The 21111-nt window shown below is 72.3% G+C and carries 32 protein-coding genes; 1 reads left to right on the plus strand and 31 read right to left on the minus strand.

Features of this window, described 5'->3' with window-relative positions; all coding sequences use genetic code 11:
• The 3 genes from AB0J67_RS29760 to AB0J67_RS29770 form a co-directional block, all read right to left on the minus strand.
• Positions 1-590 (minus strand): hypothetical protein (locus tag AB0J67_RS29760; RefSeq protein WP_363486995.1); only part of this gene is annotated, 590 nt, incomplete at its 3' end.
• Positions 587-1726, minus strand: a complete 1140-nt coding sequence (locus AB0J67_RS29765) for a hypothetical protein (RefSeq protein ID WP_363486997.1) — start codon at positions 1724-1726, stop codon at positions 587-589. The genes AB0J67_RS29765 and AB0J67_RS29760, both read right to left, overlap by 4 nt.
• Positions 1723-3759 (minus strand): hypothetical protein, encoded by a 2037-nt coding sequence (locus tag AB0J67_RS29770; RefSeq protein ID WP_363486999.1) that lies wholly within the window; start codon positions 3757-3759, stop codon positions 1723-1725. The genes AB0J67_RS29765 and AB0J67_RS29770 overlap by 4 nt, the downstream gene beginning before the upstream one ends.
• A 59-nt stretch (positions 3760-3818) precedes the next feature.
• Between AB0J67_RS29770 and AB0J67_RS29775 the strand changes: the two genes are divergently transcribed.
• Positions 3819-4202, plus strand: coding sequence for a hypothetical protein (locus tag AB0J67_RS29775; protein ID WP_363487001.1), 384 nt, complete (start codon positions 3819-3821; stop codon positions 4200-4202).
• Positions 4203-4208: 6 nt separating this feature from the next.
• Here the strand turns inward: AB0J67_RS29775 and AB0J67_RS29780 are convergent, their stop codons facing one another.
• The 28 genes from AB0J67_RS29780 to AB0J67_RS29915 form a co-directional block, all read right to left on the minus strand.
• Entirely contained in the window at positions 4209-4340 is a 132-nt protein-coding gene (locus AB0J67_RS29780) for a hypothetical protein (RefSeq protein ID WP_363487003.1), read from the minus strand.
• Positions 4337-4780 carry a hypothetical protein gene (locus AB0J67_RS29785; protein WP_363487005.1) on the minus strand — a complete coding sequence of 148 codons (444 nt, stop codon included), beginning with the start codon at positions 4778-4780 and terminating at the stop codon, positions 4337-4339. The genes AB0J67_RS29780 and AB0J67_RS29785 overlap by 4 nt, the downstream gene beginning before the upstream one ends.
• Positions 4781-5284 carry a hypothetical protein gene (locus tag AB0J67_RS29790; protein ID WP_363487007.1) on the minus strand — a complete coding sequence of 168 codons (504 nt, stop codon included), beginning with the start codon at positions 5282-5284 and terminating at the stop codon, positions 4781-4783.
• Between the two features lie 37 nt (positions 5285-5321).
• Entirely contained in the window at positions 5322-5738 is a 417-nt protein-coding gene (locus AB0J67_RS29795) for a hypothetical protein (protein WP_363487009.1), read from the minus strand.
• A gap of 7 nt (positions 5739-5745) precedes the next feature.
• Positions 5746-6531, minus strand: coding sequence for a hypothetical protein (locus AB0J67_RS29800; protein WP_363487011.1), 786 nt, complete (start codon positions 6529-6531; stop codon positions 5746-5748).
• A 3-nt stretch (positions 6532-6534) separates the two neighbouring features.
• On the minus strand, positions 6535-6963 hold the full coding sequence (locus AB0J67_RS29805; RefSeq protein ID WP_363487013.1) for a hypothetical protein: 429 nt from the start codon (positions 6961-6963) through the stop codon (positions 6535-6537).
• A 3-nt stretch (positions 6964-6966) separates the two neighbouring features.
• Positions 6967-7608 carry a hypothetical protein gene (locus AB0J67_RS29810; protein ID WP_363487016.1) on the minus strand — a complete coding sequence of 214 codons (642 nt, stop codon included), beginning with the start codon at positions 7606-7608 and terminating at the stop codon, positions 6967-6969.
• Positions 7609-7617: 9 nt separating this feature from the next.
• Positions 7618-7953 (minus strand): hypothetical protein, encoded by a 336-nt coding sequence (locus AB0J67_RS29815; protein ID WP_363487018.1) that lies wholly within the window; start codon positions 7951-7953, stop codon positions 7618-7620.
• Between the two features lie 66 nt (positions 7954-8019).
• Positions 8020-9606: a phage major capsid protein gene (locus AB0J67_RS29820; protein WP_363487020.1), complete on the minus strand. Its 1587-nt coding sequence runs from the start codon at positions 9604-9606 to the stop codon at positions 8020-8022.
• A gap of 15 nt (positions 9607-9621) precedes the next feature.
• On the minus strand, positions 9622-10374 hold the full coding sequence (locus tag AB0J67_RS29825) for an HK97 family phage prohead protease (protein ID WP_363487022.1): 753 nt from the start codon (positions 10372-10374) through the stop codon (positions 9622-9624).
• Complete coding sequence (locus AB0J67_RS29830; RefSeq protein ID WP_363487024.1) at positions 10371-11645, minus strand: phage portal protein; 1275 nt, start codon at positions 11643-11645, stop codon at positions 10371-10373. Before AB0J67_RS29830 ends, AB0J67_RS29825 begins: the two co-directional genes overlap by 4 nt.
• Positions 11642-11908, minus strand: a complete 267-nt coding sequence (locus AB0J67_RS29835) for a hypothetical protein (RefSeq protein ID WP_363487026.1) — start codon at positions 11906-11908, stop codon at positions 11642-11644. Before AB0J67_RS29835 ends, AB0J67_RS29830 begins: the two co-directional genes overlap by 4 nt.
• On the minus strand, positions 11895-13514 hold the full coding sequence (locus AB0J67_RS29840; protein ID WP_363487028.1) for a hypothetical protein: 1620 nt from the start codon (positions 13512-13514) through the stop codon (positions 11895-11897). Before AB0J67_RS29840 ends, AB0J67_RS29835 begins: the two co-directional genes overlap by 14 nt.
• Positions 13447-13893: a hypothetical protein gene (locus tag AB0J67_RS29845; RefSeq protein ID WP_363487030.1), complete on the minus strand. Its 447-nt coding sequence runs from the start codon at positions 13891-13893 to the stop codon at positions 13447-13449. Before AB0J67_RS29845 ends, AB0J67_RS29840 begins: the two co-directional genes overlap by 68 nt.
• A gap of 266 nt (positions 13894-14159) precedes the next feature.
• A complete protein-coding gene (locus AB0J67_RS29850) occupies positions 14160-14513 on the minus strand; it encodes an HNH endonuclease (protein ID WP_363487032.1) in 354 nt (117 codons plus the stop codon).
• 91 nt (positions 14514-14604) lie between these two features.
• A complete protein-coding gene (locus AB0J67_RS29855; protein ID WP_363487034.1) occupies positions 14605-14856 on the minus strand; it encodes a hypothetical protein in 252 nt (83 codons plus the stop codon).
• Complete coding sequence (locus AB0J67_RS29860) at positions 14853-15545, minus strand: hypothetical protein (protein ID WP_363487036.1); 693 nt, start codon at positions 15543-15545, stop codon at positions 14853-14855. The genes AB0J67_RS29855 and AB0J67_RS29860 overlap by 4 nt, the downstream gene beginning before the upstream one ends.
• Positions 15542-15955 (minus strand): hypothetical protein, encoded by a 414-nt coding sequence (locus tag AB0J67_RS29865; RefSeq protein ID WP_363487038.1) that lies wholly within the window; start codon positions 15953-15955, stop codon positions 15542-15544. The genes AB0J67_RS29860 and AB0J67_RS29865 overlap by 4 nt, the downstream gene beginning before the upstream one ends.
• Positions 15952-16131, minus strand: coding sequence for a hypothetical protein (locus AB0J67_RS29870; protein WP_363487040.1), 180 nt, complete (start codon positions 16129-16131; stop codon positions 15952-15954). Before AB0J67_RS29870 ends, AB0J67_RS29865 begins: the two co-directional genes overlap by 4 nt.
• Positions 16131-16490, minus strand: coding sequence for a hypothetical protein (locus AB0J67_RS29875; protein WP_363487042.1), 360 nt, complete (start codon positions 16488-16490; stop codon positions 16131-16133). Before AB0J67_RS29875 ends, AB0J67_RS29870 begins: the two co-directional genes overlap by 1 nt.
• 4 nt (positions 16491-16494) lie before the next feature.
• Entirely contained in the window at positions 16495-17640 is a 1146-nt protein-coding gene (locus AB0J67_RS29880; RefSeq protein WP_363487044.1) for a hypothetical protein, read from the minus strand.
• Between the two features lie 103 nt (positions 17641-17743).
• Positions 17744-18376 carry a hypothetical protein gene (locus tag AB0J67_RS29885; RefSeq protein WP_363487046.1) on the minus strand — a complete coding sequence of 211 codons (633 nt, stop codon included), beginning with the start codon at positions 18374-18376 and terminating at the stop codon, positions 17744-17746.
• Between the two features lie 25 nt (positions 18377-18401).
• Positions 18402-18704 (minus strand): hypothetical protein, encoded by a 303-nt coding sequence (locus tag AB0J67_RS29890; RefSeq protein ID WP_363487048.1) that lies wholly within the window; start codon positions 18702-18704, stop codon positions 18402-18404.
• Positions 18701-18979, minus strand: coding sequence for a hypothetical protein (locus AB0J67_RS29895; RefSeq protein WP_363487050.1), 279 nt, complete (start codon positions 18977-18979; stop codon positions 18701-18703). The genes AB0J67_RS29890 and AB0J67_RS29895 overlap by 4 nt, the downstream gene beginning before the upstream one ends.
• 11 nt (positions 18980-18990) lie before the next feature.
• Positions 18991-19341 (minus strand): hypothetical protein, encoded by a 351-nt coding sequence (locus AB0J67_RS29900; protein WP_363487051.1) that lies wholly within the window; start codon positions 19339-19341, stop codon positions 18991-18993.
• Positions 19341-19922 (minus strand): DUF4326 domain-containing protein, encoded by a 582-nt coding sequence (locus AB0J67_RS29905; protein ID WP_363487052.1) that lies wholly within the window; start codon positions 19920-19922, stop codon positions 19341-19343. Before AB0J67_RS29905 ends, AB0J67_RS29900 begins: the two co-directional genes overlap by 1 nt.
• A complete protein-coding gene (locus AB0J67_RS29910; protein ID WP_363487053.1) occupies positions 19915-20187 on the minus strand; it encodes a hypothetical protein in 273 nt (90 codons plus the stop codon). The genes AB0J67_RS29905 and AB0J67_RS29910 overlap by 8 nt, the downstream gene beginning before the upstream one ends.
• On the minus strand, positions 20180-21034 hold the full coding sequence (locus AB0J67_RS29915; protein ID WP_363487055.1) for a hypothetical protein: 855 nt from the start codon (positions 21032-21034) through the stop codon (positions 20180-20182). Before AB0J67_RS29915 ends, AB0J67_RS29910 begins: the two co-directional genes overlap by 8 nt.
• Between the last annotated feature and the right edge of the window lie 77 nt (positions 21035-21111).

A 21111-nucleotide genomic window follows, 5' to 3' on the forward strand; every position in this document is an offset into this window, starting at 1 on the left:
GCCGCTACGGTGATGTCCTCGCCCGGGGTGACCGGGATGGCCGCGCTGTACACCAGGTGGTCGGCGGCACCGCTGGACGGGGAGTCGTACAGCTGCGCGATCGGCAGGCCCGAAGACGAGCCGAGGTAGGTGTTGAACACCGGCGCCTGGCCGGACAGGGTCACCACCGTCCAGTGGTAGGGCGGGTTGTTGCTGGACGAGCCCATCCGGCGCGAGCGCTGGAAGTGGCCGTTGAGCACGAGGTTGCCCGCCTGGCCGGCGCGGCCGGACAGGATCAGGCCCTGCGAGCTGCCCGCAGTGGCCAGGAACAGGACGTTGACCTCGTCGCCGACGACCGGGATGTAACCGGCCGACAGGGGCAGCTCGATCGGGTCCTCGCCGGTGACCATCTGCACCCACGCGTGGGTCGACGTGGGCTCCTCCGGGATGTTGACGACCGTGCCCACGCGCAACGTCGGCTGCGGCAGGCCGGACGGCGGGGCGACGACGCGGGCCAGTTCACCGGCCATGAGCCCTCCTATGAAGAACACGACCAGCGCGGTGAGCAGCCGCGCACGGGACAGGTAGACGGTGCCTGGGATCGAGATCACTCGGTGCCTCCGACGGACCTGGTGCTGATCGACATGGAGGCCGGATCGGGCGACAGCGGCACGTCGAAGCTGTCCGCGAGGTGGTACTCGGGCGCTTCGCCGTCCACACCGATCGCGATGACGTCGCCCGCCTCGAGGGCGGGGTTGGCGATGACGCGCACGGTGCGGGCCCTGGCCGAGCCGATCGACCGGGCGAGCTTCGCCTGGCCGGCCGCACGGGCCTGGCCGTTGTCGCTGATGAGCGGGCTGCTGTAGAAGTCGGTCAGCCTGCCCATCGGGCCGCCGTAGCGCGTCGGCGACGCCGGGTCGGAGTCGGTGACGACCTCCCTGATGAGGGGTCTGTCGGTCCGCTCCGATGTGACGATCCAGCGGTTGACCACGGTAGCGCCGGACTGCAACTGGGTGTCGGCCTCCACCACGGACTCGAGGCCGTCGGGCAGCACCCACGCGGGGGTGTCCAGCAGGGTCGGCACGGGCCGCAGCACGAACTGCCCGCCCGGGGCGACAGCCCACGGCTCGGCGTACAGCTCAGCGCCGATGCTCGCGGCCAGCTCGTCGATGGTCTTGCCGCGCGAGCCCGCCCCCGCGTCCCACGCCGTCGCCGCCGGGATGGTGGCGGTCGAGCCGGTGCGGTCGTCGAGCGTCGCGTCGGGCAGCACCTCCTGCAGCAGCATCAGGATCGCCGACACGACCTCCATCCCCCGCGGGGCGGGCCGCAGCACTTCGAACGGCTCCCGGTTGATCTGCCACATCGGGTCGACGCCGGTCACCGTCACCTGGCCCGACCAGCGAACCCGGCCGGTCGTGAGCAGCTTGCCCGCCCACACCGGGATGTCCGGGAACCGCACCGTCCCCGCCGTGATCGTCACCCACGCCTGGCCCCACACCCCGTACGGCGACAGCGCCGAGGCTGCGGCGACCGGCCACCGGCGCTGGGCCGCGGTCAGCCGCAGGGTACGCCGCTCACGGTTGCGGGCGGTCACCTCGACCCGGCCGCCGGCGAGGTCGTCGGCCAGGGACAGCGAGTCGATCTGCTGCCCCTGGTAGAACACGTCGAGGCGGGACTCGTAGCCGTGGCCGCGGCACAGCGCCCTCTCGTACGCGGCGTGCCGTACCGCGTCACCGACCAGGATCATGTGCGCGGCCCCCCTGAGATCGCGGCGGCTTCGCCTTCGAGCACGTCGGTCACCTCGAAGCGCACCAGCTCCACCAGCGCGGCCACCGCGTCGGCGGTGTCGGCGCGGACCAGGATCGTGATGTTGCGGGCGGGAGCGATCCCGGCCCCGCCGACGGCCGCCGCGTAGGCGTCGGGGACACCGCCGCCGGACGCGCCGGACATCATCGCCCGGGACTGCTCGGCGGTGTGCACCCAGCCGTTCGCGCCAAACGTCACCAACTCGGGCCCGTTCTCGCCGACCCAGTAGGTGCGGCCCTGCTTGACGTCGCCGCCGCCGGCGCGCCGGTACACGCCGTCATCGCCGGCCAGCTGCAGGCCGCCGTCGACCTTCGCGCCGATGGTGCGCCCGCCGCGCTGGACGAGGGTGTAGGTGATGCGCTTGCCGTCGAGCTTGGCGAGCTCGGCGAGCAGATCCTGCACGGCCTTGGTGTTGCCGTACAGCTTGGTGACCGCCGCCGTCAGTTCCTTGCCGTACTTGTCCCGGTAGGCCGCGGCAGCCTTCTCCGCTTCCACGACGGTCGCGCCGTGCGCCATCGCGAGGTCGTACTCGCGCTGCGCGCCTTCCTTGACCGCCTCGATGCCCTCGAGGATCGCCTCGGTGTTGCGGCGGCCGGCTTCCTTCTCGATGTCGAGGGAGCGGCCGTTCTCCTTACGCGCCTCGGCCAGGTCGTCGATGGCGCGCTCGGCCTTGATCGCGGCGTTGATCGACGACAGCTCCGCGTCGACCAGGGCCATGGTGGCCAGGCGCTGGGCGTCGAGGGCCTCGGCGGTGGCCTCGGCGGACACACCCAGCCCACGGGTGACGTAGACGACGTCGGTGGTGGTGACGGCCAGCCCGTCCCCGGCGACCTTCGCCTTTTCGAGGGCCTCGACCTGACCCTCGAGCTTGTCGTTGGCGTCGGCCCAGTGGTCGGACAGGATCTGCACCATCGGGATCCAGCCGAGGAACCGGTCGAGGTCTTCCAGCGCGCCGGTCGCCCCGGCACCGAACTTGACCATGCCCTCATACGCCTGCGACAGCCAGGACACCACCACGGCGATGCCCTTGACGGTGTCGCCGGTGACGTCGAGCAGCGACTTGAGACCCATCACGGCGCCGTCGGGATCCTCGGCGAGCACCTCGAAGGCGTCGCCGAGATCCTCGCCCAGGCCGGGCAGCTCGTTGGCCAGCAGCCGCACGACGGGCGCGGCGGCCTTCATCGCGGCCGTCACGCCCGGGATGCTGTTCTTGGCCAGGCCGTCGATGCCCTCGGCCAGGGGCCGGATCGTGCCGGCCAGCGCGTCGAAGCCGGGCTTGAGTTCCTCGGCCGCGTCGGTGCCGGTCGTGGCGAGCCGGTCGAGGCCGTCCACGATCGGCTGCACGAACGGCGATGCCGCCTGCGAGAACCCGGCGCTGACGGCATCGGCCAGGTCGGCGCCGGCCTGCACCACCGCAGGGTCGCGGGCGGCGAGCGCGACGCCGCCGACGATGCCGCCCGCACCGACCCCGCCGAGCACCGCGGCGCTGATCGTGGCGCCCAGCGCCGGGGCGACCAGCAGCGCGAGGCCGGCGACGGCCGCCTTGAGGTACGGGCCGCCCGCCTTGACGGCCATGCCCAGGCCCTCGACGAAGCCGGGGCCTACGTCCTTGGCGACCTCGGTCGGCGTGGGCGTGATCTCTTTGAGCAGGGCCAGGGCCTCGCTGCGGCTGCGGCGTTCCTTGCGAATGTCCTTCTTGAGGCTGGTGTCGCCGGTGCGGTTCAGTTCGATGACCAGCCGCTTGACGTTCTGTTCGGCCTGCGCGGCCTGCCGCGCCAGGAACCCCGCCTCGACGGCGGTCTCCCGGAAGCTGTCGCCGGCCTTGTCGCTGGCGGTCGCTGCGTCGGCGGCCTTGCCGCCCATGTCGTCGATGGCGTCGCCGGTGCGCTCGACGGCCGCGCCGACCTTGTCGATGTCGCGGGCCGCCTGGTCCTCGCCGGTTACGGTGAACGGGATCCGGACCTCGTTGGACATCGCACCTCCTCCGAACAGCGGACGGTGATCTCTCGACCACGGCCGATACCGTGCCGGGAATGAACTTCGGCGTGAACCTTCCCGGCCCGTTCCGCATCGGGTTCGGGGGCGGACGTGTCAACGTCGGCATGAACGTGGGGCCGATCAGCGTGTCGACCAACGTCGGCGGCGGCCGCCGCCAGGCCGCCGGAGACGGCACCCACTACGCCAAGGGCGACCTCGACGAGGTCGTCGCGGTCGCGGTCGGCGAAGGCTGGACGGTGACCGGCCGCGACCCCGGGGGCGTGCTGATGCGCCAGGGCCGACACCGGATCCACCTGCAGCAGGTCGCACCGGGCGTCGTCGCCGGCCGGGCCGTGGACGGGCGCGGCCGGGCGCTGCTGATCACGCTGGCGGTCATGGTGCCCGCGCTGCTGTGCGCATACGCAGGCGACCTGATCTGAGCTGGGCTACGTCCGTTTCGGGGCCGTCGTCGGCTGCTGCCGCTCCCACTCGGCGACGAACGCGTCGGCCTGGCGCAGGGTCAGCTGCTCGACCTCACGGGCGGGCATCCGCTCCCTGCGCCACAGCCACGGGGTCATCGCCCGGAGCCACGCCGCGACCGTGATGCCCGCGGCGCCGCCAGGGCGGGTGGGGTCTCCACCGAGGTGCCGGTGGAGGATGCCGCTGGGGGGTCGGCATCAGCGCCCCCGGCCGGGGCGGGGATGTCCTTCATGTCGACCTGCCACAGCAGCGGGTCGAAGTCGACGAACTCGGGCGCGTCCGGGTTGTTGGCCTTGAGCGCCAGCCACACCACCACGGCGATGGTCTTGGTCGCCCGCAGGTCCACGTGCTCGGGCAGCGGCCCGCGCACCAGTTCGATCAGCTTCGCGCCGAGCTGGTCGAGCGCGACCGCCTCCATGCGCAGCAGCGCCGACAGCGGCACGTCGGTGAACGTGCCGTAGTCGAACGTCAGCCACTCGTCGCCGCCGTAGCGGGCACGGTCGGCCTCGGCCAGGCGGAGCTTCATCGGCTTGACCATCTATCCTCTTTCGATCTCGGTGGCGATACGGGCCGCCGCGTTCTGGAACCGCTGCACCGCGCGCGGCATCGCGCTGGCCCCCGTGCGGGAGATCACCCCGGACCGCAGCGTCTGCGCGACCCACGGGTTGGGGTAGCGGCCGGAGGGGAACTTCTCCCGCAGCGGCGAGCGGGCCCGCAGCCGCCGGCCGCGGCCGAACACCGGGTGCTTGAGCGTGCCGGCGTCGATGCGGTCGAGGTGGCGGCGGTAGCGCTTGCCCTCGGCCCACACCACGACGGTGATGGTCCGCTCGCGCAGCAGCCGCACCTCGGTCTTGGTCCGCAGCGAGCGGGCCAGGACGTCCTCGTAGCCGCGGGGAAGGTACGGGGCGGTGTTGGTCGGGTTGGTGACCGCGGCGACGATGTCGCCGCTGGCCTCCCGCCCGGCCCGGTCGAGCTGCCGGGCCAGGCCCTTGCCCTTGGTGCCCTGGGCGTTGATGCGGTGCGCGAGCTGGTGGGCCGTCATGCCCGAGGAGTGGACGCGCACGGACACCCCCGGCGGGTCAGGCGACGGCGCGGGCGACCGCACCGGACAGCGGGAAGGACAGGCTCTTGCCCGCCAGGGTGTTGATCGCACCGCCGACGGAGTGCCCGGTGACCAGCACGTTGCCGGAGTAGGAGGGGTTACTCACGCCGACCGGGTCCTGCATCGGCCGGATCGTGAATGGCACGATGCCCGACGTGCTCATGAACGCGTTCCACATGATCTCGTCGAACAGGTTGTCGGTGAAGTCGTCGAGGCTCTCGAGCGCGAGCGTGCCCGCGCGCAGGCCGCCGGTGTTGGCGGTCCAGCCGGCCGAGGTCCACGTGGTCGAGTCCAGCGCGGTGCGGTCCAGCACCAGCGTGGCCTGGCGGCCGTAGTCGTGCAGGTCCTGGCCGTTGAAGTTCACGTACATGGCGAGCAGAGCGACCGGGGTCATGACGCGCCTATCCCTTCTGGACGCCGAACGCGGCGCCGATGACGAACTCTCCGGAGGTGGCGGCGGTGATGTCGTCGACCACGAACCGCCACCAGGTGTCGGTGATCGCCCCCGCTACCGGGGTCAGCCAGGTGCCGCCGCGCGCCGACAGCGGCCCGAGGGTGGCCCGCACCGTCGGCGACGGGAAGTTGGCGGCGCTGTCGGACTCGATCGTCAGCGTGATGTCGTCACCAGCGCCGACGTCGTCGAGCAGGTGCACGGCCGCGTAGAGGAACTCGTCGGCGGCGACCGCGCCGAGCTGCACCGCGCTGCCCAGCGGGCCGAGGCTGTCGGTCACCACCGGGGTGGCCACGCCGTCGATGAACTCGTTCGGGCTGGCGGCCAGCTTGCCGCGCACCACGCCGAAGCGGTCGGTGCCCTGGCCGGTGAGCCGGAACGGGGCCAGCTGCCCGACGGGCGCGTCGAACGCCGCGTACTGGAAGTGCCCGCCGGTCCAGAAGTATGCGACGCTGCCCTCGGCCTCGTCGGGGCCGAAGGTGTGCAGGCGGGTTTGGGAGCCGAGCGAGTTGAACGCTTCGGCGTCCACGGACGTGCTGCCTCCGGCGTGCCACAGCCCGGCCTGGCTGTAGGTCAGCGACCGCAGCCCGCCCCACAGTTCGGTGTTGCCGCCGGAGCGGAACGTGGTGCGGGGCAGCGCGGCCCGGGAGGGCTGGAACTGGGTCTCGTTGGAGTACCCGGTGAAGTCCAGGCCGGCGACGTAGCTGAACACGTTGAGCAGGACGGTGGGGTTCATCTGTCAGCCTCCCGGGGCGTACACGTCGAGGGTCCACACGCCGCCGTAGTAGGGGATCTGCCCGACCATCTCGGGGCCCAGCGGCTCGAAGCTGGACACGAAGCACTGCGTGACCTTGCCGCCCAGGTCGACGCCGGAGCCGGTGCCAGCGAACGCCGCGAACACCGACTTCGGGCCGGTGACGTCGGCGTATTCGGCGAGGTGGCGCTCACGCATCCGGTCCAGGACGTTGCAGACCAGCACCACGACGCGGGGCCGCAGGTGCCAGGTGCGGCCCTTGAAGGTGATCCGGTAGTCGATCGGCGGGATCGACACGTACGCGGCGGGTCGGCTGATCTGGTCGGGCATGTAGCCGGTCACGCGCAGGTCGGGGATCGTAGCGAGCTGGTTCTCGATCCCGGCGACGACCTCGGCGATGGTGGGTGCGGCCATGGGTCACCTCGTCCATCCGTCGGGACGGCGGTACTTCGCCAGCAGCCCCTTCACTCGGGAGTTCATCTGCACCCGGTTCACGCCGGGCACCGCGATCTCGGCCCCGGCGAACGGGGTGTCGGCGAGTTTGTGCAGCTCCTCGGTGAGGATCAGGCACGACTCGTGCACCGGCTTTGGGACGGCGTCCCAGCCCCACCGCGCGGTCAGCTGCACCACCGACCGGCGGCGCAGGGGCCGGTAGGCGTGGTTCTCGGCCACGGGGAACGCGTAGGCGCCCACGGCGTCGAGCGCGCTGAACGGCCACCCAGGCTCGCCCTCGACGATCCCGTCGACCGGGTCGAGCTCGTAGTCGGCAGCCGACCACACCTGCTCGTAGACGCCGTCGCCGTCGGCGTCGACCGCGACGACCAGGCCGTCGGTGCTGTAGAAGTCGTCGACACGGCAGCGGCCCCGCGACAGCGGCCGGAAGCGGCGGGCGGTGGCGGTGTCTGCCTTGTTGAACTGCCGGCCGCACCATCGGTTGATGTCCGCCGTCGCGGTGGCCAGATGGCCGGTGAGCCGGTCGTCGTCGTTGGTGTCGTCCAGCGGGATGTCGACGCGGACCTTTGCCTGATCGAGGGTGGCGTACGGGTCGCCCAGGGCCACGGCAGCCTCCTACGCGGGGTCGGCGGGCTTGGCGGCGGCCTTCTTGGCCGGCTTCTTGTCTGCCTTCGTGTCCGCCGCAGCAGGGACCTCGGTGCTGGTCTGATCAGGTGCGGAGTCCGGCGCGGCGCTGTTACCGCCCGGGGTGCTGTCCGGCGCCGTGTCCGGGGCGGTGGCCTCGACGCGCTGGAAGTGCGAGTTGGCGGCCTGCAGCTGAGCGGCCACCTCCGGCGACACCTCGAGTTCGTCGAGGGCGGGCACGATGACCTCGACCCGCTGCGGGCTGTTGGCGTTGTGGCGCAGCCGTACCGGGGCGCGCAGGCCGGGCTTCGGCTTGGGCAGGGACATCGTGGCTCCCTCGTGGGCAGGGCGACGGCCCCGGGCGGATGCACCGGGGCCGTCGCTGAGCGGTGGTTACGGGGTGGTGTTGAACCCGACGGCCGTGTCGTCGTTGGACGCGGCGTCGCCGATGTTCTGGAAGTCCTCGCGCATGAAGCCGACCATCACCCGCTGGTAGGTCTCGCGGTAGATGCTGTCGTCGACCTCGACGTCGAGAGCCATGCGCTGGCCGAACGCCCACTCGTTGCGGTTCACCAGCATGAAGTACGTCTTCGTGGTGGTGGTGCCGTCGTAGACGCCGGTGGCGTTGAGGTTCTCCCGGACGTGCTCGGACACGATGACCGGGACGCCGTACACCCAGCCGATCTGGCCGTTGAGGATCGTGGCCTGCGGCCCCGCCTTGTCGACCGTGATCAGGTTCGCGTCGCCGAGCAGCTGGTGGTAGCCGCTCACGCCGAGAATCAGCGCCATCTCAGCGGGGTTGAGGCCCCACTTGCCCATGGACTTGCGCAGGGTCGCGATGTTCGCCGAGGTGACGGCGGTCAGCGCCTGGCCGGCGTTGGCCAGCGCCCGCTTGCGCAGGCCGTCCCACGCCGTACGGGCGTCGGTGGTCGACGCGCCCACGTCGGAGTCCTGGTGGGTGCCGTCGGAGTCGCCGTCCAGGACGGCCTTCTCCTCGGCGTCCACGAACGCCTGCACGATCTTCTTGCGGACGTACGGCAGGATCGCGTAGGCGCTGTCGGCCTCGAGCGAGCGGGAGAACAGCGCACGCGCGCCGAAGATCTCCGCGTCGAACGTCGGGGCGACGGTGCCCGGCGTGCTCGCGGCCATCTTGGTCTCGGTGTCGCCGGTCGGCTCGGCCACCCGGTACGCGGTGGCGTCGGCGCCCTCCACCGGCCACTTCCACGGGTTCGCGGGCAGGTCGATGCGAGAGAACAGCGGCGCGATCTTGCCCGCCGCGCGGACCTTCTCGTGCAGCACCGAGCCGATGCCGGTCGGCACCCAGTTGCCGCCCTCGCCCGCGGTGTCGACGTCCATCGCGCGCAGGGCGTTGTTCCACCGGTCCTTGAAGATCCGGTGCGAGCGGGCGACCTCGAAGCCGTTGCCGGACGACTTGGCCTGCTTGTCGATCAGCAGGCCGAACAGCACCATGTCGGTCACGACCTGCTGGAAGGCGCGCACCGCGCCGCGGTGGTGCGCGGCGAACTCGCCGATGCGCGGGGCGTACACGGCGCCGCCGTCGGAACCGCGCACCACGACCTGCTCCACCGACGCGCGGGCGCCGAAGGCGTTGGGCCGGAACGTGCCGGTCTTGTCGAAGTCGCCGGCGGGCACCGTCTCGTCGGTGGCCCACAGCAGCTCGTCGAGCGACCGCGACCCGCGCGCGGACGGACCCGCGACGTTGATCATCGGCGCGGCCGTGACCGAGCGGGTGGCGTGCGCCGCGAACCGCGCGGCGTCGCCGTCGGCGACCTCCGAACGCGCGATCAGCGCGTCCAGGCCGGTCTCCGGCGTCTCGAGCTGGGCGACCAGCTCGTCGTGTCGGGTGCGCTCGGCGTCGTCGAGCACGGAACGGCCCGCCTCGCGGGCGGTGTTGAGGATGTCGTCGATCGCGGCGAGCACGCGGGCGCGCTCGTCACGCATCTCCTGCAGGGTCTGCATGTCGATTCTTCCTTCTCAGCGGCGTCGCCGCTGTGCGTTGACGAGTTGGTCGATCGACGGGCCCTGGGGCGCAGGTGCCGGTGCGGCGGGCTGCGCAGGGGTGTCGGTGGCCACCGGCGGGCCCGCTTCCGGGGTGCCGGTGTCGGCGGGCCCGGGCGGGGTGTCGGTGGCGGAGAGCAGACCGAGCAGCTGTGCTCGCTGCTCGGCCGGAAGCTGCCGGACCTCGTCCAGCAGCGACCGCACGCCGACGATGTCGGCGGCGTGGGCTACGGGGAACGGCGTCGGGCCGTACTCGCGCAGGGCGACCTCGACACGTTCGATGCGGGGCAGGCCGTCGGCGCGGGGGGTGCCCAGGCGGGAGTGCTTCCAGATGCCCGAGAACGACTGGCCCCGGATGCCGCCGTCGCGGATCAGCTCGAGCACCATGTCGGCCAGCGGGGTCTTGAGGTAGCGGGACACGGTGAGCAGGCCACGGCCGTCGGCGCGGACCTCGAGCGGCACCGCGATCGGCAGCCCGTACTCGGCCATGGGCTGACCGGACAGGGCCGCGCGGCCGTGGTTGTACAGCACTTGGAAGCGGTCGATGCCGTGGCTCAGGGACCGGTTGAAGCCGGTGGGGAGGATGCACTCCTCGTAGTGGCCGTCCTCGTCGGTGACCTCGTACGGCGTGAAGGTGGCGGCGTACGCGACGACGGTGCGGCCGTCGCCGCCGGCGCGGATCGCGATGTCGTCCAGCGCGATCGAGCGGCGGAACACGTTGACGGTCACGGCAGGTCACCTCCGCTCGGCTTGGTGGGTTCGTTGATGGGGCGGATGCTGCCGTCGGGCATCTGCAGCGACATGTTCTGCGGCACGAGGAACGTGTCCAGGCCGGGCTTGTACGGCAGGTTCTCGCGCATGCGGGGCTCGTCGCGCGACATCCACCCGTCGCTGATCGCGTAGTGGTAGTACTCGGCACGGGACTTGGCGTCGCCGCGCATCAGCCCGTCGAGGTTGAACGACAGGTAGTTGCCGCGCGGCAGCAGGTCGGCGTCGAAGTTCACGTACGCCTCGATGCACTCGACCCAGGGCCGGACGGAGTCCGTGGCGGCGTCGATCGACAGCTGCTCCATCGAGTTGTACGTGGCCCGGTTCAGGTCGTACAGCTTGTGCGGCTGCACGCGCAGCATCCGGGCGACCTCGAGCACGCCGAACTGCCGGGACTCGAGCAGCTGCTGCTGCTGCGGGTCCAGGGTGATCGTGTTGTAGGTGGCGCCGCCGCCGAGCACGCCGAACTCGTGGGCGTTGGCCAGGCCGCGGTGGAACGCCTCCCAGTTGGCCTTGAGGTCGTTGGCCTGGGTCTCGGACAGCACCTGCGGCACCGACAGATAGGCCTGCACGTGCGTGCCCTGGCCGAAGTGACGGCCGGCGTACTCGTCGGCGGCGGCGACGGTGCCGAGGTTCTCCGCGTGGTAGCGGATCGGGTCCAGGCCGAGCACGCCGTCGTAGGACAGGCCCGGGATGTGCAGCACCTCGCGGCGCGTCCACCCGGTCTCGCCGTTGTCGATCTGGAAAATCTTGGTGCCGTCGGTGGCCTGCCCGACGCGCACCCGGTCGGGGTGCAGGTAGCGCAGCCCGATGACGCGGCCGATCGGGTCGCGGATCTTCCACGCGTAGGCGTTGCCGCGGTGCAGCAGCGCCATCACGAAGGACTTGACCAGCCCGAACAGCGGCATCTCGACGTCGGGGATGAGCAGCCACTTCGGGCTCGCCCGCAGCTGGGTGCCGGTCGGGGTGTCGCGGTAGACACCGACCGGCAGCCCCGCCAGCGACTCGGTGAGATACCGGACGCCGGAGTACCACGAGGTTATGCCCAGCGCGCGGCTCACGCCGACGGTCGTGCCGGCGCGGGTCTTGTACGCCGGGCCGCCCACGTGACCCAGCCCGGTGGACTGGCCCAGCAGGTAGCCAAACTCTTCCAGCGTCACCGCCTCGCTGGCACGCTCGGCGGTCTTCGCGCCGCCACGGGCGCGGGCGTTGACGCGGTCGACCAGGCTCATGCCTCACCCCGCCCCGCCGGCCCCCGCTCGGGCTGGCCGGTCGCGGTGACGAAGCCTTCCGCGACCGCGGCCAGCGCCCAGCGCAGGGCCACCCACACGATCCCGACCAGCCACCCGGGTGCGAACAGCACCATGGCCAGCGCGAGCAGCAGCATCCTGCCGGGCCGTACCTGCGTGGCGCGGGCCTCGACGCGGCCGCCGAACGCGGTGATCCGGTCGCCGAGCGTCGGGACCGGGGCCGGTGTCGTCTCAACTGCCTGCACGGCTGCCTCCCAGAATCCATGCGAAGCCCGTCTGTGCAGGCTGGGTGTCGATCAGGTCACGCCACAGGTAGAAGCCGTAGCGGGCGCCGGTGATGGTGACGACCGGGCCGATGTCGACGTCGGAGATGCGCCGCCCCCACGCGATCTGTCCCTGGTCGCCGATCGGGCGTGCCTTGACGTTGCCGACCGCGTCGTCGAGCGGCTGCTGTCCGATGTGGCGCAGCGCCTGCAGCTCGTAGGCGTTGATGAACTGGCCGGTGGCGAGCGCGACGCCCGCCACGTCGAGCAGCAGGACCGCGCCCCGGTGCGGGTGCTCAGGGTCGTCGGGCACCCGGATGCCGTGCTCGGCGAGCTCGGCCAGGAACGCGGCGGTGCCGTTCTTGGTGTCGATGACCCAGCACAGCGGGTCGAGTGCCTCGTGCAGCTCGACCATCCGCTTGACCATCCACGTCGCGCCCGGCCGGTAGTCGATCAGCTGGACGTGCTCGAGGCCGTCCTCGCGCAGGCCGAACAGCCCGATGCTGCCGTGGTCGCGCATGGGCGTGACGTCGGGCATCAGCACCACGTCGCCGTGGCGCTTGGACTCCGGGTCGCGCATCGCCTTCCACTGCTCGGGTCGCAGCAGCACCCCCGCGGCCTTGGACTGGGCGGGCCAGATGCCGAGCCGCTCCTGCGCGAAGTCGCGCGCGGCCATCGACAGCCGCTCCCGCGCGATCGTCTCCAAGGTGATCCGGTGCGGGCACGCCGGGTTGGTGGCCTGCCACAGATCCCGGCTGTCGAGGTCGATCTCGTCGAGGTGGTCCAGGTCGCCGCCGGCGCCCCAGTCGCGGTAGCCCAGCGACGGATCCTGCGACCACGCGGCCTCGCCGTCGGGGCGCTCGAGCGTCGGGTCGCCGCGGTGGCGCAGCCGGTACATCACCTCGCCGGTCTCGCCGTCCAGCGGCGGGCTCGAGGTGTAGATGAACTGGCCGTTGGGCCGGGCCGATACGGTGGGCAGCAGCGCACGGTGCTGGCTGTTGGTGTACGCGAACGCCTCGTCGATGATGTTCAGGTCACCGCTGAATCCCCGGCCGGAGCCTTTCGACCTGGCGATGAACTTGATGCGGCCGACGAGCCGACCCTTTTCGTCGTACCTTTCGAATCCCTCTTCGCCGTTCGTACGGCAGATCTTGATAAGGATTCCATCGACATCCCAATGGGTGTCGGTCTTCGGGTTGATCTGCGTACCGAGCGCCTTGACCAGGTTCTCGACCCGCAGGAAAGCTTCCATCGCAGTCTTGTATTCGTGGGCGCTCCACATGATGAGGCGCTCGCCGAATAGCAGCAGACCCGCCAGCGCCCGGATTTCGAGCGCGCCGCCTTTGCCGTTCTGGCGCGGCACCCACTCGGCGTACTCGAAGCACGCCCACTTGCCGTCGGCGCGCACGCCGCACATGACCTCGAGGCTGTCGGCCTGCCACGGGTCGGCTTCCAGCCCGGCCCGGCGCGCCAGCTCCACGGCCTCGGGGCCGAGGGAGAACACGTACGCCGGGTGGGTGCTAACCCGCGGTGCCCGTTCGCTGCAGCTGGTCGAGTCGGGCTTGGATGCGAGCAGAGAGGTCGCCAAGGCTGCTCACCTTCCCGCCGCCGGTGGTCGTGTCGGGTGCCGCCGGCGTGGCCGGTACGGCACCGCCGGTCGGTGATCCGGCCGCCGCGGCGCGGGCCTGGCGCAGCTCGGTGAGGATCTGCTTGAGCGCCAGCGAGAGCATCCGCTCGTTACCGACGGCGTTGTCGATGGTCAGCACGATCTCGGAGTCCTCATCGGGCAGCGCGAACCGCAGCCACTCCGACTCGTCACCGCGCAGCACGCGGTCGAGCCGCTCGAGCCGGTCGACGATCCGGCACGCCGAGACGATCAGCACCCGGTCGGCGCCGAGCGCGTCGTCGCCGCCGAGCTCGCCCCACAGCCGCAGACCCTCCCGGCCCAGCGACGGAGCCTTGGTCACGCGTGACGTCTCCGCAGGTGGGGGTGCCGTCTCGGTCACGGGTGTCACAGTCGTGACCGCGTCGCACCGTCCCGGGACGCACAAGCTGTGATCGTCGCGCGAATGTGCCCTTGACCTGCGCTTTCGTAGTGCCGCTGAGTCCGCCACCAGGGCCTCCTCCGGCCGCCGCGTCCCCGGTCATCGCGGGGGGAGATGGGAAGGCCTTCGGCTGGGGTGATAGCGCCCCTGGCCAGCGATGATGCGACCCCCTACCCCCTCTGACCTGGTCAGATGCTCGCAGGGTCGATCGCGATGACCTGGGTCGCGCGCCGCGTGCGCTCGCGCCTGGCCTCGGCCTTGCGCTGGTGCATCCGCGCTGCTCCCTTGCTCGCGTTGCAGCTCAGGTGCACGCTGGCCAGGTTGGCAGGGTCGGCGATGTCGCCACCGTCCTGCAGCTCACGCACGTGGTCGATGCTGCGGGACATGGGATCCGGCCAGGCCAGCGTCCAGTCGATCGGCTTGCCGCAGGGTCGCTCGGCGCGACCCGGGCATACGTAGCCTGGCGTGCTGCTGTCCCTGGCGTAGACGATGCGGGCCAGCGTCCTGCGCAGCCCGCCCAGTTCGGACCACTGGCGGGCCACGGCATCACCCCCGCAACGACCGCGGCCCGCTGTCCATGTGGACTGCGGGCCGTGGGCAGACTGCTCTCAGGCAGTCGGTGTGAACAAATGGTCATGGAGGGGCGGTCACGTTGTCAAGCTGACGTGGCCGACCTCGCCCACCGCGCCGCTTGCGTGCCTCGATCGCGGCGGCCTCGTCCAGCGGGAATCGCACCTCACGGCGGCCGAGCCCGTCGACCGACCGCACCGACCGCAGCCCGTCACGCTCGGCCCAGCGCCGCACCATCGCTGCGGTGACGTCGGGGCCCAGCGCCGCCGCGATCTGCGCGGCCGTGCCCCACTGCTTGCCCTCGAGCAGGATCATCCGGCCAGCACCTTCCGAGCCCGGTCCGCCAGGTCGCTGCCCGTCGACCAGATGTGGCCGACGCCGGCCGCCCGGACCGGCATCCGGCACGGGCAGTCCTCGCCTGCGCAGTGGCACCCGGTCGCCCGGCACACGACGGTCGTGGCCACCGACGCGGTGAGCACCGATAGCTGCCGCACGCCGCACGCCGGGCACGCCATGCCCGGCACGGGGCTGTCGTCCGGGGCGATGTAGAGCAGCGTCCTGATCTGGCCGTCGGCCTCGCCGAACCACAGCGCCAGCTGAGCGGCCGTCCACGGGTGCAGCCGCGGCACGGCACGGCACATCAGCGCCACCGGATCGGCGGGCATCTGCGGCCACTGCGGCCGGCGGAAGCCCAGCTTGCCCGCCAGCCACCACAGGGTGTCGGTCACCGACTCGGCCAGGCCCCACAGGTCAGCCGACCGCGACCGGCCGGCCGGGCCGGACATGCCCACGCCCAGCGCCGCCCCGGCCGTCGGGTCGCCGTGCCCACCGCCACCACCGCCGGTCGACGGCGACCATGCCCGCACGGGCGCGGCGCTGGTCAGCTGCTCGGTCAGCGCCGCCGCTCGAGCCCGGCCGATCGCCGTGCCCAGCCGGTGCCGCGCGACGTCCAGGCTCCACGCGGCCGACCGGGCGTGCAGCTGGTGCGGGTGCAGGTCGGTCACCGGCCACCACCAACGGACGTGCCCTGCAGCCGCACCTCGCCGCTGCGGTTGTCCACCAGACGCCACGCGCCCAGCGGCAGCTCGTCGTCGATCACGACCGACAGGCCAAGCAGCGCGTCGAGGTTTGGCGCCCACGCGGGTCGCGGCGCGGCGCGGGGCAGCGAGTCCATGGTCGCGCTCGACACGCGGATGTGCGTGCCGTGGTACTCCCCGGTCTCGTGATGGCGGCGCATGGCCCCCGTCAGGGTCTGCGGCAGCCGGGCCGGCCACACGCCCAGCACATCGCGGTAGAAGCTGGGCCGCAGCGGCTCGCCCAGCACGCGGTCGAACTCCTTGCGCATGTAGGCGGCGATCTCGTCCATGATGCTGGCGTCGGGGCTGTAGCCGTCCACGTGCTGCTCGTCGCTCATGGCCTGGCCTTCCGGTCGTCGTCCTGAGCGAAGCCGATCGGAGCGCGCGGCGGGCGCGGGCTCGCCACGGCGTCGCGGTACAGCACGAGAGCCTGGTCGGCGAGGTCGTCGACCGCGCACTCGTTGGCGGTCAGCTCGACGGTGACGTCACCGACGGTCAGCTTGACGGTGGGCATCAGTTCTCCTCGTCGTGCAGGCCGCAGCGGGGGTCGCGGCCAGGAACCTGCCGCTCGCCGCCGCCGACCACGGCCACGGTGTGGACGGGGCAGATGCACCCGGCCTTGCGGATGGTCTCGGCCGCCTTGGTCGCGGCGCTGATCATGGCGTCGCCGTACTCGACCCGGTACATGCTGCGGACGATGTCGATGTAGGTGTCGAGGCCGGCCAGCGCGGCCAGGACGATGCGGCGCCGCTCGGCGCGGACGGCGTCCTCGCGCTCGCCGCGATAGCGGTCCTCGATGTGGCGCAGGCAGCAGCCCGGCACGTCGGCGTGGTACGTGCTGCCGTTCTGCTGGTGCAGGTGGGTCAGGATCATCAGGTCACTCCCTGGATTTGCCTCTGCGTCCACGGCGGCCACGGGATCGGTGTCTGGGCATGGGGGTGGCCTGGATCTGGGCAGGCTCGTCCCCCGGGGTGGGGGTGGGGCTTCCCGACCCGACCCGACCCGTACCCGACCCGACGCGGCCAGGATCCGGAGGCAGGCTTCCTGCGGTTCCTGTGGCTCGGTGGGCGTGCTGGTCAGCGGTCTTTGATCTTGGGGCGGTGTCCGCCGGGGTGGCGGGTCGCGGGGCGCGTGGTCCCGGTACGGCCGGGGTCGCGGGGCGCGGTGTCCCGCCGGCGGCGGGGTCGCGGGGCGCGTGGTCCGCCGGGGCGGGTCGCCCGGTGGCGGTGCTGGGCGTGGTCTGGCTGGCGGCCAGGTCGCCGGGCGCGGTGTCCGCCGGGGTGGCGGGTCGCGCGGTGGTGCCGGTGGTGCGCGCGGCGGCCCGCCGGGTGCGGGTTCGCGCGGGGTTGGACGGGTTGACGATGATGCCGCGCTCGGTGAGGAACGCGACGGTCTCGTCGCCGTAGAACGGGTCCCGGGGCACCGGGAGCAGGTTCCACGGTTCGCGGTCGCGGCGGCCGGCGTTGCAGCCGTTGCAGGCCACGCACAGGTCGTCGGGGCCTTCGGCGCCCTGGCCGGGGATGCGGTGGTCGTAGGTTCCGGCGCGGGTGCCGGTGCGGGCGTTCCAGTCGACGATCTGGCCGCAGTGGCGGCAGCCGTCGCCGTCGCGGTGGCGCACCGCGGCGGTGAGCTTCTTGTTGCCGGTGTCGCGCTTGCGGACCTTCTCCCACTCGACCTCGGCCTTGAGCCGGACGTGCACGAACTCCTCGGACTCGCGCACCAGCTCGTAGGCGGTGCCGTCCTCGGTCCGGGTCCAGTACCCGGCTCGCTCGGCCAGGTCGGCGAGCCGCCGCCAGTGCGGGGTGCGGGCCTGGGCGGCGATGGTGCCGACGGGCACGACGTAGTCGCCGGCGCGGGCGGCGCGGACGGCGCACGCGTCGACCAGGCCGCGCAGCAGCAGGGCCATGAGGGCCATGTCGGTGGCGGCGTCGAGGGTGGGCCAGGTGGGGTCGGGATCCCACGCCAGGGGTGCGGTGACGGCGTCGAAGTCGTTGGCGGTGTCGCTGGTCTTGAGCCACGTCATGGCGGGTCACCCCCTCCCCTGGTCATTGATCGATTCCGATTTGGCTGGTGGTGCGGTGCGGCCCGGCCCCGTACGCGGCGGGGCCGGGCCGTGGGGTGTCGGGTCACAGGGACTGGCCGGGCTCGCTGCTCGGGCTGGGCGGGGTGTCGCGGGCGGGCGACGGGGTGACCTCGATGCCGTGGCGGGTGAGGTACTGGACCGTCGCCGCGCCGTAGTGCGGGGCCAGCGGCCGGGGCGCGGGGGTGAGGCTGCCGGGCGCGGCCGCGTAGGCGCGGGCGCACTCGGCGCAGGACACGACCACGACGTCAACCCCGTCGACGGCCTTGGCGGGGTCCAGCGGCGCAATGCGGCCGGACCGGGCCGACCGCGGGTTCCAGACCCAGTCGACGAGGGCGCCGCAGAATCGGCACTCGTCGCCGTCGCGGACCCGCGCGGCGGTCGCGATGGCGGTGTAGGTGCCCGGCTGCGGTTCCGGGCGGTCGGGAGAGTGCGGGCTGACGGCGGCGGTGCCGCGCACGCGTCCGAACAGGTCCATGGCGAGCACGGCGAGGTCGGGCAGGGGCGGGATCTGGGCGCCGGGCCCGTACGCGAACACGATCTCGTCGATGGTCGACGGGGTCTCCCGGCGGACGCGGATGGTGAGCGCGGCGGGCAGCTCGCCGACCGCGGTCAGGTCGTAGGTGCCCTCGGCGGGGTCGAACGTGTCGTCGGGGCTGATGGTGAGGGTGCCGTCCACGGGCGTGTCTCCCTGGGTCGTCGGGTCAGGTGGTGATGAGCCGGCCGGAGCCGGTGCAGGGTTTCTGGCCGGGCTGCAGCGCCCGGTAGCCGCGGGAGTGGTTGGCGACGCGGCGGCGCAGGCTGATGGCCAGGCCGGTGACGCCACACTCGCGGCACCGGGTCCGGCACGGGGACATGGCCTCGAGCAGCACCTCCCGGCGCCGGGCCTGGTTGGCCGGGGTGTCGGCCTCGAGCGGGTCGGGCAGCAGGTACCGCTCGCGCTCGATCGCGCGGTACTGCTCGGCGATGAGGAGGTCGGCGAGCAGGGCGCCAGCGTGATCGTTCACTGCGGATGCCCGTCGGTGTCGGCTTCCGCAGCGTCCTGCTGCCGCCCGCGCCAGTCCTGGTACGGGCCGAGCTGGGTGAATTCACCCCGTGACTCCATGCGGACAGCGGCCAGCAGCATGATGCTGTGCTCGCCGCCGGCGACGATGCCAGCGTGGCGGACGCAGGTGGCCTGCCCGTTTATGACGGTGACCATCTCGGTTTCTGCGGTCGCGTCCTCGCCCAGGTCGGGACGTGGGAGGACGTAGAGGCAGATCGAGCAGATCAGCGGCGGCATGGGGTTCCTCCTCAGGCCGCGGCCGTGGGGATCGCGGTCTGCCCGGCGATCTGGATGTTGGTGTGGTCGGCGTCGAGCGGGCCGCCCTTGCACACGCGGCAGGTGTTGTCCGGCTTCGGCAGGTAGAGGTGCGGCTGCTTGGCCAGCACGCTGCGGCAGGTGCCGCAGATGTCGAGCTCGCTGTAGCGGATCCAGCCGGCATCGGTGGCCCACGCGCGCAGCTGGGCGGCGTCGTCGCAGAGGATCGCGCCCTCGGTGTCGTGGTCGACGAAGGTGACCTCGCAGTCCTCGACGATGATGTCGAGGTCGGCGGGCAGGCTGTCGCAGTCGAGCTGGTGGTAGATCTTCGGTGGGGCGGCCATCAGTTGCCTCCGGTGGCGGTCGGGTTGGCGATTTCGAGCAGCACGTCGGCGTGGCATGGCTCGCCCGGGGCGCACCAGCAGGCGAGCAGCCGCCCGGCCAGCTCGGTGCGGATTCGGGCGACCAGCTCGGGCCGGGCGTCGAGGTGCGCGCGGTAGAGCTGGATGGCGGCGCGGACGGCCGCGTCCGGGGTGGCGAACCCGCCGCCGATGGCGGGCTCCCAGGCGTGCACGACGAGCCACTCGGCGCCGTCGCGGCGGACGGTCCACGGGTTGCCCCACGGGCCCGGCCGGCCGACGTAGATGGCGGTGTCGGGCAGGCGGGATCCGCGGGTGCGCAGCCGCTGCACGCGGCCGGGCCCGGCCGGTGTGCCGCCGCCGTTGGGGGCGGCGAGCAGCGCGAGGGCGTCGAGCTGGCCGGGCACGGCGCGGGCCGGGCGGCTGGTGCTGATGTGGTTCGGTGTGGGGTTGGGCCAGCGGCGTGCGGCGCACTTCGGGCCGTAGCCGAGGCGGCGGGACTTGGCGTCGCGCAGCACGTGGTTGCAGTCGCCGCAGCGGCGGGGCTTGTGCTTCCTCTTACCCACGGTCGTCACCGCCGAGCAGGTCGCGCCATGCCCTGTTGGTGAGGGCGCGCTGGCGGGCTTTCCAGCCGCGGGCGTATCCGGCGTACTCGGCTGACTTGATCATGCACAGCGTGAGCACGAAACCGAGCGCGAGCAGCACGGCGTCGAGGCCGTGCAGCGTCGTCACCACCAGCGCGGCCGCCGTGGCGCACAGCGCTGCGCGGAGCCACCGCGCTGCGATCTGCTCGGCGCGCTCCGGGGTCATGGGGCTGGCGGGCCTACGCATCGGCGGTGTCCCGCCGGGCGTGGTCGGCGATGTGCTCGAGCGCCCAGTCGACGGCCTCGCCGAGGGTGAGGTAGCGGCCGTCGGCGTTGGGCTGGTGGTCCATGCACGCCTCGTCGCTGCGGCACAGCACGGCGACGCCAGGGCTCTCGCCGTCGGGCTCGACGGTGTAGTCGCGCCAGGTGATCGCAGGCTCGGCCGGGCTTGCCGGCTGCGGCATGTCGGGCAGCGCGCCGGTGGCGTCCCGGGCCGCCCGGTCGATCATCAGGATCCGTTCCTCGGCGAGCGCGGCGACCTGGACGAGGCGGGCGCGCATCCCGGCGGGGTCGGTCTCCTCCCGGGCGCGCATCGCCTCGGTGAGCAGCTCGACGAAGACGAGCGGACCGTTGTTCCGGCCGATGCGGTGGGAGAACAAGCGGTGCCGGGCCGCCTCGACCTCGTCGGCCAGGGTCGCCTTCGGGTACGCGACGCTGATGTCGTCGGGGTTGACGCCGCGCTCGACGAGGGTTTCCCACAGCCAAGCACCGGCCTCGCCGCCGTCCTCGAGCATCTCGTGCAGGGCGATGGCCTCGACCTCGGCGGCCTGCGGGTTGTGGCGCATCAGCGCGTCGAGCATCCACGCCCAGCCGGTCGCGTGGATCGCGCTGTTGATGACCTGCACGCGCAGCACGTCGCCGATCGGCACGTCGCGGTGGTCCATCATCACGCGCCAGCACCGGTGGCCGTTGGTCAGGGTCTCGACGAGCTGCTGCTTGGCACTGGTCGGCGGCGGCTCGGGCATGTCGGGCAGCGGCACCGCCACGGGCGGAATCGTCGCGCCGCGGGTGCGGGTGGGCAGGGTGTCGGTCACAGGACATCTCCGGTGGTCTCGATGGTGAGGACGGGTGCCTTGCCGGCGGCGCGGCGGCACGGGACGCACAGCGGGTG

Source organism: Catellatospora sp. NPDC049609 (assembly GCF_040675365.1).
Classification (GTDB): Bacteria; Actinomycetota; Actinomycetes; order Mycobacteriales; family Micromonosporaceae; genus Catellatospora.

Excerpts from the sequence above, each read along its gene's own strand:
- AB0J67_RS29800 (WP_363487011.1), bottom strand. The coding sequence starts at position 6,531 with ATGAACCCCACCGTCCTGCTCAACGTGTTCAGCTACGTCGCCGGCCTG.
- AB0J67_RS29805 (WP_363487013.1), bottom strand. The coding sequence starts at position 6,963 with ATGGCCGCACCCACCATCGCCGAGGTCGTCGCCGGGATCGAGAACCAG.
- AB0J67_RS29870 (WP_363487040.1), bottom strand. The coding sequence starts at position 16,131 with ATGCCCACCGTCAAGCTGACCGTCGGTGACGTCACCGTCGAGCTGACC.
- AB0J67_RS29855 (WP_363487034.1), bottom strand. The coding sequence starts at position 14,856 with ATGATCCTGCTCGAGGGCAAGCAGTGGGGCACGGCCGCGCAGATCGCG.
- AB0J67_RS29765 (WP_363486997.1), bottom strand. The coding sequence starts at position 1,726 with ATGATCCTGGTCGGTGACGCGGTACGGCACGCCGCGTACGAGAGGGCG.
- AB0J67_RS29910 (WP_363487053.1), bottom strand. The coding sequence starts at position 20,187 with ATGCGTAGGCCCGCCAGCCCCATGACCCCGGAGCGCGCCGAGCAGATC.
- AB0J67_RS29830 (WP_363487024.1), bottom strand. The coding sequence starts at position 11,645 with ATGAGCCTGGTCGACCGCGTCAACGCCCGCGCCCGTGGCGGCGCGAAG.
- AB0J67_RS29785 (WP_363487005.1), bottom strand. The coding sequence starts at position 4,780 with ATGGTCAAGCCGATGAAGCTCCGCCTGGCCGAGGCCGACCGTGCCCGC.
- AB0J67_RS29770 (WP_363486999.1), bottom strand. The coding sequence starts at position 3,759 with ATGTCCAACGAGGTCCGGATCCCGTTCACCGTAACCGGCGAGGACCAG.
- AB0J67_RS29790 (WP_363487007.1), bottom strand. The coding sequence starts at position 5,284 with ATGACGGCCCACCAGCTCGCGCACCGCATCAACGCCCAGGGCACCAAG.
- AB0J67_RS29900 (WP_363487051.1), bottom strand. The coding sequence starts at position 19,341 with ATGGCCGCCCCACCGAAGATCTACCACCAGCTCGACTGCGACAGCCTG.
- AB0J67_RS29880 (WP_363487044.1), bottom strand. The coding sequence starts at position 17,640 with ATGACGTGGCTCAAGACCAGCGACACCGCCAACGACTTCGACGCCGTC.
- AB0J67_RS29775 (WP_363487001.1), top strand. The coding sequence starts at position 3,819 with ATGAACTTCGGCGTGAACCTTCCCGGCCCGTTCCGCATCGGGTTCGGG.
- AB0J67_RS29865 (WP_363487038.1), bottom strand. The coding sequence starts at position 15,955 with ATGAGCGACGAGCAGCACGTGGACGGCTACAGCCCCGACGCCAGCATC.
- AB0J67_RS29780 (WP_363487003.1), bottom strand. The coding sequence starts at position 4,340 with ATGACCCCGTGGCTGTGGCGCAGGGAGCGGATGCCCGCCCGTGAGGTC.
- AB0J67_RS29795 (WP_363487009.1), bottom strand. The coding sequence starts at position 5,738 with ATGACCCCGGTCGCTCTGCTCGCCATGTACGTGAACTTCAACGGCCAG.
- AB0J67_RS29820 (WP_363487020.1), bottom strand. The coding sequence starts at position 9,606 with ATGCAGACCCTGCAGGAGATGCGTGACGAGCGCGCCCGCGTGCTCGCC.
- AB0J67_RS29875 (WP_363487042.1), bottom strand. The coding sequence starts at position 16,490 with ATGATCCTGACCCACCTGCACCAGCAGAACGGCAGCACGTACCACGCC.
- AB0J67_RS29895 (WP_363487050.1), bottom strand. The coding sequence starts at position 18,979 with ATGCCGCCGCTGATCTGCTCGATCTGCCTCTACGTCCTCCCACGTCCC.
- AB0J67_RS29815 (WP_363487018.1), bottom strand. The coding sequence starts at position 7,953 with ATGTCCCTGCCCAAGCCGAAGCCCGGCCTGCGCGCCCCGGTACGGCTG.